Source organism: Bradyrhizobium sp. IC4059, assembly GCF_020193615.1.
Taxonomy (GTDB): Bacteria; Pseudomonadota; Alphaproteobacteria; order Rhizobiales; family Xanthobacteraceae; genus Bradyrhizobium; species Bradyrhizobium yuanmingense.
On sequence record NZ_JADYVH010000001.1, the window covers coordinates 65550 to 79373 of the forward strand.

The 13824-nt window shown below is 61.5% G+C and carries 9 protein-coding genes; 5 read left to right on the forward strand and 4 right to left on the reverse strand.

The window, feature by feature from the left end; translation table 11 throughout:
- Positions 1-105: 105 nt before the first annotated feature.
- Both I6F12_RS00310 and I6F12_RS00315 read right to left on the reverse strand, forming a co-directional pair.
- Entirely contained in the window at positions 106-1620 is a 1515-nt protein-coding gene (locus I6F12_RS00310; protein ID WP_225155238.1) for an ATP-binding protein, read from the reverse strand.
- A gap of 250 nt (positions 1621-1870) precedes the next feature.
- The gene (locus I6F12_RS00315; RefSeq protein ID WP_225155239.1) at positions 1871-3568 is read right to left on the reverse strand and encodes a DUF262 domain-containing protein; all 1698 of its coding nucleotides are present in this window, start codon (positions 3566-3568) and stop codon (positions 1871-1873) included.
- Between the two features lie 1196 nt (positions 3569-4764).
- Here I6F12_RS00315 and I6F12_RS00320 point away from each other — a divergent pair.
- The gene (locus I6F12_RS00320; RefSeq protein WP_225155240.1) at positions 4765-6312 is read left to right on the forward strand and encodes a tetratricopeptide repeat protein; all 1548 of its coding nucleotides are present in this window, start codon (positions 4765-4767) and stop codon (positions 6310-6312) included.
- A gap of 244 nt (positions 6313-6556) precedes the next feature.
- Here I6F12_RS00320 and I6F12_RS00325 read toward each other — a convergent pair whose 3' ends face one another.
- Positions 6557-7381 carry an SDR family NAD(P)-dependent oxidoreductase gene (locus tag I6F12_RS00325; protein WP_225123894.1) on the reverse strand — a complete coding sequence of 275 codons (825 nt, stop codon included), beginning with the start codon at positions 7379-7381 and terminating at the stop codon, positions 6557-6559.
- Positions 7382-7399: 18 nt separating this feature from the next.
- The gene (locus I6F12_RS00330) at positions 7400-7537 is read right to left on the reverse strand and encodes a hypothetical protein (RefSeq protein ID WP_157785121.1); all 138 of its coding nucleotides are present in this window, start codon (positions 7535-7537) and stop codon (positions 7400-7402) included.
- 154 nt (positions 7538-7691) lie between these two features.
- Between I6F12_RS00330 and I6F12_RS00335 the strand changes: the two genes are divergently transcribed.
- From I6F12_RS00335 to I6F12_RS00350, 4 genes are all read left to right on the forward strand, one after another.
- Positions 7692-9197 (forward strand): glucan biosynthesis protein G, encoded by a 1506-nt coding sequence (locus tag I6F12_RS00335; protein ID WP_225155725.1) that lies wholly within the window; start codon positions 7692-7694, stop codon positions 9195-9197.
- Positions 9185-11305, forward strand: coding sequence for a glucans biosynthesis glucosyltransferase MdoH (gene mdoH, locus I6F12_RS00340; protein WP_225155726.1), 2121 nt, complete (start codon positions 9185-9187; stop codon positions 11303-11305). The genes I6F12_RS00335 and mdoH overlap by 13 nt, the downstream gene beginning before the upstream one ends.
- A gap of 144 nt (positions 11306-11449) precedes the next feature.
- Positions 11450-12505, forward strand: a complete 1056-nt coding sequence (locus I6F12_RS00345) for a sugar phosphate isomerase/epimerase family protein (RefSeq protein ID WP_225155241.1) — start codon at positions 11450-11452, stop codon at positions 12503-12505.
- Between the two features lie 15 nt (positions 12506-12520).
- Positions 12521-13696, forward strand: coding sequence for a Gfo/Idh/MocA family oxidoreductase (locus tag I6F12_RS00350; protein ID WP_036006871.1), 1176 nt, complete (start codon positions 12521-12523; stop codon positions 13694-13696).
- The last annotated feature ends 128 nt before the right edge of the window (positions 13697-13824 follow it).

Below are 13824 nucleotides of genomic sequence, written 5' to 3' on the forward strand. Positions count from 1 at the left end.
CAACGTGCCGCAGCGCCGAGAGTGACCTCAGGGCTCACGCTGACGTTGGCTCTCATGCCAAGAGGCCCGCCTCTACAATCCTGAGTGCTCGCTGAGGCCAATTTGCTAGGTTATTTTCGCGTACAGCAACTCGTCGAGTCGGCAAGCAGCACGGTAGATCGAGCCTCGTCGATTGCTGCTTCGAGCATCAGCGGCTTGCGCTCGGTCGAGACAAGGCAGAAGCGCTTTTCGAATGGTTTCGAGATCCTTCGATTTGACCGTCGCAGGTAGCGCCTGTACGGCTGCCGCAAAGACGACGTCCTGATCGATGTCGGTCGGCGCGGTAATCTCGCCCCGAACAAGCTTTGCGCGCAGGGCCTCGGCCTTGCCTGTTGACTGACGAAATGCCGCATCTTTCCCGGTGAGCCGGTTAACCAGCGCATCTCGAGACGACGGGTAGGTCGCGACTTGCCTGCGAAGATCTTCGACGACTCCGTTGGCGGTTAACTTGGTCTGATCGACGTAGAACCAGACAGGGAACCACTTCCGCTGGGCATGCGCCTGGAAGTGGATGTATTGCATGGGTTCGGCGACCTTTTCGTTGCGTAAAAAGTTGCGGACTACGGCGTCGGGCGTAACGTTCTCGCGGATGACCCTAGTCCGCTCTCGATCCGCTTCCGACACCGGCTCGACGTCGCCGATAAGCCTGAGCGCAGGCGCACCGGTCGTCTGGCTGAAGTCGCCCTCGCGCACGAACTGGATGTTCGGCAGCAAAGCCTTGTCGATGACGAATTTGCCGCTGGTGCCGGCTACCTCCCCCGAGTCGAGATCGATCGTGGCTTCCTTGCCAATTGCGACGCGGCCCATGCGAGCGCTGAACTCCGCAACCGCCCGTTGCTCCCGCGCAGCAATAATCTGCCGAAGCTCGCCCGGCTTGATTAGGCGGGTCTCACCGACGTAGCGGAAGTAGATGCCTCCTTCCTTAACGTCCTGGCCGACGTTCTTGATCGCAACGACTGGTCCATGATCGTGCTTTTCTACATACAGGACGCCGACCTTTTTGCCACCGAGTTCGATAAGCGATTTGGTGATGTGGGGAACGGGATCGAGAGAGCCTGCAAGGACCCTGTTAATGAGTCCAACGTCGGACGTGGCAAATGTTTCGTCGACAAGGCCATCTGCTTGAAAGTTGCCGTCAGTAATCCCGAAGAGGAGATAGCCTCCCTTATTGTTGGCGAGCCCCGCGATGGCGCGGAGCGCCTTCGAAAAGCTCTCTGCGGGTTGTACGCGAAAGTTGGCTTTGCACTCGGTTCGATCCGTTTCACCTCCTGCAAGTCGCCATGCGCCGCTTTCGCGGACGAACATGGATCGAATGATCTTCATGTCTACCGGTGAGGGAGCCGGCGGTGGCTTGGCCTCGGAATCTCGCCAAGCCGACAGGAATGTTTCCAACTCTTCCGGTAGAGCTTCGTCGACCAATGCGCCGTATGTGCCCTTTTTAATTTGAGCAATTCTGCCAGGGCTGATCAGTCGTTCTGGTTTGTTGAAGTAGAAGTGAATGACGTCGTTCCGCCAGCCTTTCCGGAGCATCGCTTTAACGATGGCAATTTCGGCGACTGACAGATTTCTCTGCTTACCCATTATCCCTCCCGGATTGTCTCAGGTCGATGCGGTACGATGGGATCCGAGGTCGTGCCGTCCGTTCAAGCTTTGAGGCTGTCGCCGACCTGTCTAGCACCCAACAGGTTGCCCGAACGATGGGGCAATGGGCCTAGCTTCGCTCTATCCATTATTTCGCTAGCGCAATCCGAAGATAACTTCTTCTAAATCGAAAGCCGGAATACTTGATAGAGTGAGAAAGCATTCCCGCTCTATGTTCTGCTGAGTCACATCACGCAGTCTTTCGATTTTGCAGGCGCCAATGGGCTTCGAGTTTGTCGCAAAGCTGCTTCTGACGCGCAGCGACGATATCGGGCTTCCATTCCGTGTGTTCGAGCACTTGCGTAGTAAGGACGAAAGGTGAGACGCCGCCTTTTGCGAAGTAGGCGCTCTTCTTACGGTCGAACTCATAGTTGCTTGCGGAAGCGTTCTTCTTGCGGGTGAGAAGGGCTAGGTTGCCAAGCGAGTGGACTAATTCGAGGCGCTTCTGAGCATCTGGAAACCATTCCGTCCATTTGCTTTCAGGTTTGGGATTTTGTGGAAGGACGTGCTCGACAGTGATTGTTTCGTAGTCGTAGGTTGCGCCGCCTCCCGACATCAGCGCATCAAGGCGCAGTAGAACGGCAGATCGCGCGCGCGCGGCCAACGTGTCGTAGAGCGGTCCACTTAGGACTTTGTACGTTCCTGCCTGTTCCGCTTGAGATAGTTGGAGGGCGGACTTTGCATTTGCAAGATCGTCGCCGCTTTCGATTTCTTTGGTCAGACGTGAAAACTTTTCGATGCGATCATTGTTACTGCTTTTCCTTATCAGCATCGAGTATGCGAGGCGCTCGAGGTCACGGAAAAAGCTTTCCATCTGCTTCGGCTGACTGCGGTGACGAACCGCAAATGCCAAAGCGGGGGGTAGCCAGTCGTTGAATTCCAGCCGGTTCAACCATCGAAGATGTTCGTTGACTGTTTCAGCGCGTTCAGAGCTCACGTAGGCCGAGTCCGTTAGCTCGGCAAAAACTTCACCGACCGGTACAATCACAGCGTCAATGAGCTTCTTAGGCGTGTAGCTCTGCGCAACGTGCTCCCGAAACTCCTTTAGCACGGTGCCTTTTGGCTTTGCCTTTCGGTATATCATCCGGACGTGACTTAGGAGTTCGCTGAATTCATTGCGCCCAAGCGACTCCTCCAGATCCTCCCACTTTTTCGTGTATACATCACGTTGGCTATCCTCGATGGCGCCGACAATCTCTGCCTTTAAGATATCACCCGGCGCTAACGGAAGACCTCTGCTATTGAGGATTGAAAAGATGCGGTAGGCGGAGTCGAGATCGGGTGTAGATACGACCACTAGAAAGCAGCGCGTCACAACAAACTGCGCGAGTTTCAGACGTTCTTGGACATTCAGCTCCTTCAATCGCTCGTCGAAGAAGAGTGCATTCTTGCGGAGGTTTTGCCGGCTGTCGGAGTTTTGTTCACCGAGGGAGAGAAGCTTTGCAAAGCCGTCCTCTCGTTGCACATAGGTTTGGAAAAACTCTAGATCGCGTGACCTTAACGAGAGGCGAAACCGGTCTTGCGTACCTAAGATTTGGCTGCCCTTCTCGTAGATGAGCTGCGTAATGTCGGCGCCTTCCGCAAGCGAAAGATTGGACCTAATTGCGGACAACAATAGTGTAATCGTCGTTAGTCTCTGTTGGCCATCCACAACTTGGCACTGCGGGGTGCTTTCAGGCTTGATGAGGACTACGCTTCCTAGAAAGTATGGCGACAGGTCCTCGCTGGGATCGTGTGCTTTGGCCGCATCCCATAAATCATCGAAAAGATCCCGGGCCTGTTCAACTGTCCAGGCGTATGGCCTCTGAAACCCCGGGATTTCGAAAACGTAGTCGCCGCCGAAGATCTTTGAGATTGGCTGCTCGTGCGCTGACAGTGGCGATACCATTGTTTCCCCCGTTAGTGGAAGAATGATTGCATCAGGACTGGGAGTTGTCGAGACGAAAATGGTTTCTCCACTGAAGAGCAGAGCTTCTGTTTCTCGATGGTGGCGGCGGGCTCTTGGTGATTGTGAAGACGACCGTCCGTGCAAGCAAATCTCTAGCACTTTGGTTCACACGCTCGTCAGGCAAGACCCTGTTTCGCGCCCCGTCAACCCCTCCCCACAAAAATATTCCTATTTACCGAAATTCGGAATTATCGTACACCCCACCCATCCCGGCTCATCCTGAGGGGCGATCGCGTCGTCGTCTTGATCGCGAGCCGGGCTTGCGGTGGACGCGGCAGCGTCGGGCGCGAAGGGTGAAGGGCAGGCGGATTGCTCTCCGTGAGCCCAAAACCGCGCGCGGACGAACGGCGCTGCTAGGTCTCGTCTCGTCTTGCAAGTTTCCGGCGCTGTCGACGGTGCCAGGGAAAACTGCGGCGAAATGGCGGGCCGTGCGTACGGCAAAACCGTGTGGTCCTGGCCGTCGTTGCTACGGTCAAGCTCTTGCGGATGCGGCATCTCGCGTCAACCGGCGCGGAGGCCGGTGAATTCGGTGAGGGCGAGGGAGGCCAGAAGGAAATCGGCTCCCGGGAGAGCGCGGCATAAGCCGTCCGACCATCGCGCAGGGAAGGCCGAGTGATCGGCACCACCTGTATGCTGCTGTGCGGTTTTCTGCGTGTGCATTTTGCGCAGCAGACCGCGGGTGCGATGTCAGCACCCGGCCTTCCCTGTGCCCTCTAGGCTTTCAGAGGGTGGAGTAACGAAGCAAAGCTCGGGCGAAATCAGCCGCGAGAACGCGGAACTGCGTCCGGCATTTGGAATCGAGGCTGATTGGCGAATGGCCAGTGTGGGCTGGGGTGACCGCGGCGCGCCGCCGCATCTGCGTGATGTTGATGCCCCGCTCCGAGCTTTGGCACCGACGGTTTTGTGATCACCATCACAGGCGCGGCCGCCTTTCCCTGTCTATACTGCGGTTCGGAGGCAGGGTGGCGACCATGCGGAATCGGATTGCACTGGTTTTCAGTTTCCTTTTTTTCACTTCCCTGGCAGCCGCTGATCCTGCGGCCGCAGACGACCGGACAATCTGCGCGCAGCGCGGCCATGACGACCGCATCGCCGCGTGCTCGCGGCTGATCGCAAAGAGCGGCGGGCGCGACGCCGTGGCGTTCGACAATCGCGGTGCCGAATATGGCGACAAGGGCGACTACGATCGCGCAATCTCCGATTTCAGCGAGGCCATCCGCATCGATCCGAAATACGCGCTTGCCTGGCAGCATCGCGGCGCCGCCCTGCTTCGCCGGAACGAGGTGGATCGGGCCATCGCCGACCTGACCGTATCGATCCGGCTCGATCCAAACAATCTGAACGCCTTCAACGACCGCGGCATGGCCTATGCCGCTGCAGGTGATTCCGAGCGCGCGCTTTCGGATTACAACGCAGCGATCCGCATCAATCCGAAGTTCAAGTTCGCCTACTTCAATCGAGGGCGGCTTTATGCCGGCAAGGGCGACCACACGCGGGCGATCGCCGAATACTCCGAGGTCATTCGCATTGACCCGACCTACGGCTATGCGTTCAACAATCGCGGGCTGTCCTATCGGGACACCGGCCAGTCCGAGCGTGCCGTGGCCGATTTCAGCGAGGCGATCCGGCTTTTGCCGAGGACGACGCTGGCCTACAACAACCGCGGCGACATCTATCTCCTTCAGGGCAGATACGATCAAGCCCTCGCCGATTTCAATGAGTCGCTACGCAACGATCCGCAACATCAGAGCGCGCTGGTAAACCGCGGAATGGTGTTCGAGAAGCTGGGCGAGGTCGCAAAGGCCCGCGCCGACTTCAACGCAGCTCTGGCTGCCCCGCAGAAGTACGACAGCGCGAAATGGTCGATGGACAAGGCGCGCGAACGCCTTGCCGCGCTGGACGATACGTCCATCAAGACCGTTCCCGCCACCACCACGTCGGTCATCGCGCTGCCGGGACCGTCAAGCAGAAATGACAGGCGCATCGCGCTCGTGGTCGGAAACTCCGCTTATGAGAATGTCGCAGCGCTCGCCAATCCGGCGCGCGATGCGGCGCTCGTCGCCGAAACGCTCAAGCTCACCGGATTCGAATCCGTCACGCTGCTGACCGATCTGCGCAAGGATGCGTTGACCGCGGCGCTGCGCGACTTTGCAAGGCAGGCGGAAATCGCCGACTGGGCGATGGTGTATTACGCCGGTCACGGCATGGAGGTCGGCGGCGTCAACTACCTGATCCCGATCGACGCGAAGATCGCCTCCGACCGCGACGTCAGCTTCGAAGCCGTGGCGCTGGACCAGGTGTTGAACGCGGCGGAACGCGCCAAGCGGCTGCGCCTCATCGTCCTCGATGCCTGCCGCGACAATCCCTTCGCCAACCAGATGAAGCGCACCATGACGCTGGCGTCGCGTTCGGTATCGCGCGGCCTTGCGGCGATCGAGCCCGAGGCGGGCACGCTGGTGGTGTATGCCGCCAAGGACGGAGAGATGGCGCTCGACGGAGAGGGCAGGAACAGCCCGTTCGCCACGGCGTTCGTCAACAACATGCGCAAGCCCGGTCTCGAGGTGCGTCGGCTGTTCGACGTCGTGCGTGACGACGTCATGGAGGCGACCAATCGTGCACAAAAACCGTTCAGCTACGGATCGGTCTCGGGCCGGCAGGATTTTTACTTCGTTGCGGGGAAATGAGACGCAAGGCTTTGGCTGTCGCGCGGGCCAAAATTCACGGTATTGAGCCGAATTTCGGAGTATCGTACACCCCGCCCATCCGGGCTCATCCTTGCGCGGACGAACGGCGCTGCTAGGTCGCCTGCAATGAGTGGCGCCTGTCGGAGGCATGTTGCCCCCTGGTCCATCGGCGCAAGGGCCCTGTCCGCGGGTCACGCATCGTGCCCGACAATCGGACTTGCGACATGGTGACATTTTCGGCCGCTCACGCCGGCCACGCCTGTCCACCGCCGTCGATCCGCAACACCTGGCCCGAGACGAAGGCACCCATGGGTCCTGCAAAAAACTCGACCACGCGCGCGACCTCGTCGACGGTGGCGATGCGGTCGAGCGTCCCGGTCTCGACCATCCGGTTGGGGTCGACCGCTCGGGTGCCAAGAAATCGGCCGGTGCGGGTGTCACCTGGCGCGATGCAGTTGACGGCGATGTCGTAGGCACGGAGCTGGTCGGCAAGACAACGCGTGTAATGCGTCACGCCGGCCTTCGCCACCGCATAGATCGAGCCGTTGGTGCGGCCCTTGAAGGCGGCGACCGAGCCGAGCGTGACGATGCGGCCGCGCCGCCGCTCCATCATGCCCTTCGCGACCGCCTGGCAGGTCAGGATGGTCGAGAGCAGGTTCCGTTCCAGCACAGCCCGTATGTCGGCTTCCTTGATGTTCACGGCATCGTTCGGATCGGGCTTGCCACCCGCAGCCGCGATATCGCCGCCCGCATTGTGCACGAGGATGTCGATCGGACCGAGAGCGGCCTCGGTTTCGGCAATCACCCGCGAGATATCGTTGGTCCTGGTGAGATCGCCAAGCACGCGCACGGTGCTCACGCCGAATTCTCGGCTGATCTCCGCGGCAACGGCAGTGAGCGTGGTGCCCTCGCCATATTCGGCCGGTCCGTTCTCGCGCATGCCGTGTATCGCGACGCTGGCACCGAGCGCGGCGAGCTTTTCCGCAAAGGCGCGGCCGAGCCCTCGCCCTGCGCCGGTCACCAGGGCCACCTGCCCAGCCAAAATCCTCGTCCTGTCAGGCGATGCCATGGTCCTCTTCCTGCTATGTCACTCCGCTGCGACATTGAAGCCGATCGCCAGCGCTTGCACCAGGCACATCGGCGCCACCCGCGTGCGGAGCACCGGCTTGGGCATGTCCTGGATCTTGAAGACGGCGCTGGCGCCCTCGATGGCGCGCGTTCGCACAGAGACACTGCCGGACGGCGAATTTCATCCGGTTTGGGCATTTTTGCTTACCTCTATTTGGCCGCTCCTCGAGTTGGGCGCCGGACCGGCTGGAACTCGTGGGCGTGATGGTCGTTTGCTTGGCCGGGGCAGCAGTAACGATCGGGGAGAGCACGTGAACCGACGCCAGCTTGTTCAAGGGTCGGCAGTGCTGCCGGCGTTGCTGCTTGCTTCCCGATGCAGTCTGGCCGCCCCTTCGGATGACATGTTCGGGCCGTCCACCGTGAGGGACCTGGCGCGGAGGCTGGCGGGCAAGCCCTACGAGGCGCCGGACGAGAAGCTCCCGGGCGGATTGAAGGACCTAGACTACGATCAGTACCGTTCGATCCGATTTTTGCCCGAGCGGGCGCTCTGGCGCGGCAAGAATCTTCCGTTCGAAGCGCAGTTTTTCCACCGCGGCTTCTTCTACAAGAACAGAGTGAACATCTTCGAGGTCGCGGACGGAAAGGCATCCGAGCTCAAGTACCGCAAGGCGGACTTCTCCTTCGGCGAGAAGGTCCCGTCGTTCGAGGACAGCGATCTCGGGTTCGCGGGCTTCCGCATCCATGCGCCGATGAACCGTCCCGACTATTACGACGAGGTCTGCGTCTTCCTAGGGGCGAGCTATTTCCGCGCCGTGGCCAAGGGGCAGACGTACGGGCTCTCCGCCCGGGGACTTTCGATCGATACGGGCGAAGCCAAGGGCGAGGAATTTCCGCTCTTCAAGGCCTTCTGGCTCGAGCGGCCGGCACCGGGTGCGACCTCGTTGGTGATTCATGCTCTGCTCGACAGCAGGAGCTGCACCGCGAGCTACCGATTCACCGTGCGCCCCGGGGAGACGACGGTTTTCGACGTCGAGATGTCGGTCTACCCGCGCGTCGAGATGCCGCGCGCCGGTCTCGCGCCCATGACCAGCATGTTCTTTTATGGTCCGAACGACCGCAACGACATCGACGATTTCCGCCCCTCCGTCCACGATTCCGATGGCCTTGCGATCTTCAACGGGAAGGGCGAAAGCCTGTGGCGGCCGCTCAGCAATCCCCGCGATCTCCAGATCAGCACCTTCCAGGATCTCAATCCGCGTGGCTTCGGGCTGATGCAGCGGGAAAGAAACTTCTTCGCCTACCAGGACATCGAATCCAGTTTCGAAAAACGCCCAAGCCTCTGGATGGAGCCGATCGGCGATTGGGGCGAGGGCGGCGTCGTGCTGTTCGAGATCCCGACCAAGGAGGAGATCCACGACAACATTGCCGCATTCTGGCGCCCGAAAAGCCCGCTCCAGGCCAAGGGCGAACACAACTACACCTATCGGCTGCATTGGGGGCCGGATAGCCCGAAGCCGCATTCGCTGGCCAGATTCACGCGAAGCGGGATAGGGGCGAGGGGCGGAGATGCGCGCCTGTTCGTGCTCGATCTGCATGGCGACAACCTCAAGGGCGTCGATCCTGCCGCTGTCAAAGGCGTGGTGTCGGCGGGGAAGTCTGAGGTGAAGAACATCGTCACGCAGCCTAATCCCTACACCGGTGGGTGGCGGCTCAGCTTCCAGTGCCAGGTGAAAAGCGAGCCGATCGAGCTGCGGGCATTTCTGGCAGAAGGCGACAAGCCCTTGTCGGAAATCTGGGTCTACCGATGGGCACCCTGAGCACTGCACCGCGGCCGATTGCCGGCGATATCGCGACCCAGCGCCTGCTGCCGACGGAGGCCCCCCTTCCGATGGCTCCTGGCGACCTCGGAAAAAGCCTGGTACCCGACCGTATTCCTGCGCCGGCTGCCCCCGCAATGGCCTGGCGGCGCGGCCTCATCCTACTCTCGACGGCGGCGCTCACGGGGGCCGGCGGATATGAGATGTATCGCGTGCTGCAGGTCGGCGGCGTCACCGTCCTTGAAGCCATGGTGCTGGCGCTCTTCCTGGTCCTGCTCGCCTGGGTCGCCTTCTCCTTCGCCTCCGCGCTGGCCGGCTTCTTCGTGCTGCTGGCCCATCGTCCAGGCGCCTTTGCGCCGGACGAGGAGCTGCCTGCGATCGCAAGCCGCACCGCCATGCTGCTTCCCACCTACAATGAAGATCCGCACCGATTGACGGCGCGGCTTCGCGCGATCATCGAATCCCTGGAGACGACCTCCCAAGGAAGGCTGTTCGACTGGTACGTTCTGAGCGACAGCACCGATCCCGACATCTGGGTCGCCGAGGAAAAAGCGCTCCTCGTGCTGCGACAAGCCGTCGGAACGCCCAGGCTGTACTATCGCCATCGAGCCGACAACACGGCTCGGAAAGCCGGCAACATCTCCGAGTGGATCACGCGGTTCGGCGGCGCCTACGACTTCATGATCGTGCTCGACGCCGACAGTCTCATGAGCGGGCAGACCATCGTCCGACTGGTCCATGCCATGGAGAGCAATCCGAGCGCCGGCCTCGTCCAGACGCTCCCCATGGTCGTCAACGCGCGAAGCCTGTTCAGCCGAGTCCAGCAATTCGCAGGCCGCCTCTACGGACCGATGATCGCCGCCGGCGTCGCCTGGTGGCACGGCTCGGAAGGTAATTACTGGGGCCACAACGCGATCATCCGGGTGAAGGCGTTCGCGGAATCGGCCGCGCTGCCGCAGTTGCGCGGACGCAAGCCATTCGGCGGGCACATCCTGAGCCACGATTTCGTCGAGGCTGCGTTGATGCGGCGGGCCGGGTGGGGCATCTACATGCTGCCGACGCTCGGCGGGAGCTACGAAGAGGTGCCGCCTTCGCTGCTCGATTTTGCGGCGCGCGACCGACGCTGGTGTCAGGGCAATCTTCAGCATCTGGCTGTCGTGCCAGCGCGGGGTCTTCACTGGGTATCGCGTGTGCATTTCATGGTGGGCATAGGAGCGTATCTGACGGCGCCGCTGTGGCTGCTGTTCCTGCTGCTGGGAATGCTGATCTCGCTGCAGGCCCGCTTCGTGCGACCGGAGTATTTTCCGAAGGGGTTCTCGTTGTTTCCGACCTGGCCGGCCCAGGATCCCGTGCTCGCCATCTGGGTATTCGTCGCCACCATGGGGTTGCTGCTGTTGCCGAAGCTGCTCAGCCTGGTCCTCGTCTGGATGCGGGGCTCGGTGAGACGCCAGTTCGGCGGCGCGTTGCGTGCTTCGGCCGGAGTTCTCGCAGAGATCGTCGTGTCCGCGCTGATGGCGCCGGTGATGATGATCTTTCAGTCGATCGCCGTCGTCGAGATTCTGGCCGGCCGCGATGCCGGCTGGCAGACCCAGAGGCGCGACGACGGCACGGTGGAGCGCCGCGAACTCTATCGGAAGTACGGCATTCCAACCCTGTGCGGCGTTGCGATGGCCGCAAGCGCGTACGCGGTTTCGGTGCCCCTTCTGCTTTGGATGTCGCCGGTCATCGTTGGGCTGCTGTTCGCCGTTCCCATAGGCGCGCTGACCGCCATGCCCGCCTCCGGAAGATTGTTTGTTACTCCCGAAGAACGAGAGCCGCCTTCCGTGCTGCGGCGAGCGAACGAACTCAGCGCGTCGGCAGACGTAGGGGGCAGCCCCGCCTTGGTGGAGCTGCGCCAAGACCCCGCGCTCCTGGCCTTCCACCTCGCGCAGCTGCTGCCTCCTCGCGCCACCAGGCCCGATACGGTCGACGCCAACCTGGCGGTCGGCCGTGCCAAGGTCGATGCAAGCGAAACTTTCGAGGAGGCCGCAGAGCATCTATCCTCGCGGGAAATCTTCTCGATCTTGAATGACGGTCCGGCGCTTTCCAGCGTGTTGCAGAAGCGATGAAGCTGCGGCCTGGATCTGTCCTGCGGCCGTTTGAAGCTTTTCTCGTTGCATAGTCCGGTATTGCTCTCTCCCTTGATGGCCGGCATCCTCGAACCAAGTGCGCGGAAAAGCGCCCCCAAAAACGTCCAAGGAAGGAAGCACGCGATGAAGATGATCAAAGGGCCTGCGATATTCCTCGCTCAGTTCGCTTGCGATGCGGCGCCGTTCAATTCGCTCGATGCCATATGCGGATGGGCCGCCTCGCTTGGCTACAAGGGAATTCAGATTCCGAGTTGGGATGGGCGGCTCTTCGACCTGAACAAAGCCTCGGAGTCTCAGACCTATGCCGACGAGGTGAAGGGTGTTGCGGCTCGGCACGGGCTTTCCATCACCGAGCTTTCGACCCATCTGCAAGGCCAGCTCGTCGCCGTTCACCCGGCCTATGATGCGGCGTTCGACGGCTTCGCCGCGCCGGACGTGCGTGGCAACGCCAAGGCCCGCACGGAATGGGCCGTCGATCAGGTCAAGCGCGCCATCCTGGCGTCCCGGCGGCTCGGGCTGACGGCCCAGGCAACCTTTTCCGGCGCGCTTGCCTGGCCCTATGTCTATCCCTGGCCGCAGCGTCCCGCCGGCCTGATCGAGACCGCCTTCGACGAACTCGCCAGGCGCTGGCGGCCGATCCTCGACTATGCCGACGAGCACGGTGTCGATCTCGCCTATGAGATCCATCCTGGCGAGGACCTCCACGACGGTGTCTCCTACGAAATGTTTCTCGAGCGGGTGAACAATCATCCGCGCGCGAACCTGCTCTACGATCCCTCGCACTTCGTGCTGCAACAGCTCGACTATTTCGACTACATCGACATCTACCACCAGCGCATCAAGGCGTTTCACGTCAAGGACGCCGAATTCAATCCGACCGGTCGCCAGGGCGTCTATGGCGGTTTCCAGAGCTGGGTCGACCGTGCCGGCCGCTTCCGCTCACTCGGCGACGGTCAGGTCGATTTCGGCGCCATTTTCTCCAAGCTCACGCAATACGATTACGATAGCTGGGCGGTGCTCGAGTGGGAGTGTGCCCTGAAACATCCCGAGCAAGGCGCGGCCGAAGGCGCCGAGTTCATCCGAAACCATATCATCCGGGTGACGGAGAAAGCCTTCGACGATTTCGCAGGCGGCGGCGCTGACGCGGCTGCCAACCGCAAGATGCTCGGCATCTCCTAAAAGAGAGGGTGCAACATGGCGATCGAAGCAAGCAATGAAACCGGCGGCCATCGCCGTATCCGCCTCGGCATGGTCGGCGGGGGCCAGGGCGCCTTCATCGGTGCCGTCCACCGCATTGCCGCGCGCATCGACGACCAGTTCGAGCTGGTCGCCGGCGCGCTCGCGTCGGATCCGGTTCGCGCCAAGACGACCGCAAAGGAGCTCGGTATCGCTGACGGCCGGGCCTATGGCTCCTTCGAGGAGATGGCGCGGGCTGAAGCGGCGAGGGCGGATGGCATCGAGGCGGTCTCGATCGTGACACCCAATCACCTGCACAGCCCGGTCGCGAAAGCTTTCCTTGAAGCCGGCATCCACGTCATCTGCGACAAGCCGCTGACGACGACCGTGGCCGAGGCCGAGGAACTGGTGGCGCTGGTCAGGAAGACCGGCAGGATCTTCGTCGTCACGCACAATTACACCGGCTATCCCATGATCCGGCAAGCGCGCGCCATGGTCGCGAATGGCGATCTCGGCGAGATCCGTCTCGTCAAGGCCGAGTATCTGCAGGATTGGCTGACCGAGCCATTGGAAACCACCGGCCAGAAGCAGGCGGCGTGGCGCACCGACCCGTCCCGGTCCGGCGCCGGCGGGTGCATCGGCGACATCGGCACCCATGCTTACAATCTTGCCTGCTTCGTCAGCGGGCTCGAGCTCGACGAATTGCTCGCCCAATTGTCGATCTTCGTCGAGGGGCGGCGGCTCGACGATGATGTCCAGATCCTCCTGAAGTGGAAGGGCGGCGCCAAGGGCATGCTGTGGGCGAGTCAGGTTGCCGTCGGCAACGAGAACGGGCTCACGCTGCGCGTCTACGGCAGCAAAGGCGGCCTCGAATGGGCGCAGGAGAATCCGAACCATCTCTGGTTCACACCCTACGGCAAGCCCAGGCAGCTCCTGACCCGCGGCGGAGCCGGCGCAATGGGCGAGGCCGCCCGCGTTAGCCGCATCCCATCAGGCCACCCTGAGGGCTACCTTGAAGGCTTCGCAACGATCTATGCCGAGGCGGCGCGCGCCATCCGCGCGGCAGCGGCCGGTGAAAAGCCGCATCCCGATGTCGTCTTCCCGACGGTCGAGGATGGCCTCGCCGGCGTGAAGTTGATCGATGCTGCGGTGAAGTCGTCCGCGGGTAATGGCGTCTGGGTTCGGATGACGTAAGGCGGTCGCGAAGCCGCGGAACCCGTTGTCGACGGATCTGCTCTATATGGATGCAATCGTGACCGATGACTTCGCTTTGTCGAGTACCGCCGAGTGAGACAACTTGCACGGCATTCGGTGCGTCACGT

Bases quoted from the DNA above. Each gene is read 5' to 3' on its own strand.
- I6F12_RS00310 (WP_225155238.1), bottom strand. From the start codon at position 1,620: ATGGGTAAGCAGAGAAATCTGTCAGTCGCCGAAATTGCCATCGTTAAA.
- I6F12_RS00315 (WP_225155239.1), bottom strand. From the start codon at position 3,568: ATGGTATCGCCACTGTCAGCGCACGAGCAGCCAATCTCAAAGATCTTC.
- I6F12_RS00325 (WP_225123894.1), bottom strand. From the start codon at position 7,381: ATGGCATCGCCTGACAGGACGAGGATTTTGGCTGGGCAGGTGGCCCTG.
- mdoH (WP_225155726.1), top strand. From the start codon at position 9,185: ATGGGCACCCTGAGCACTGCACCGCGGCCGATTGCCGGCGATATCGCG.
- I6F12_RS00345 (WP_225155241.1), top strand. From the start codon at position 11,450: ATGAAGATGATCAAAGGGCCTGCGATATTCCTCGCTCAGTTCGCTTGC.
- I6F12_RS00350 (WP_036006871.1), top strand. From the start codon at position 12,521: ATGGCGATCGAAGCAAGCAATGAAACCGGCGGCCATCGCCGTATCCGC.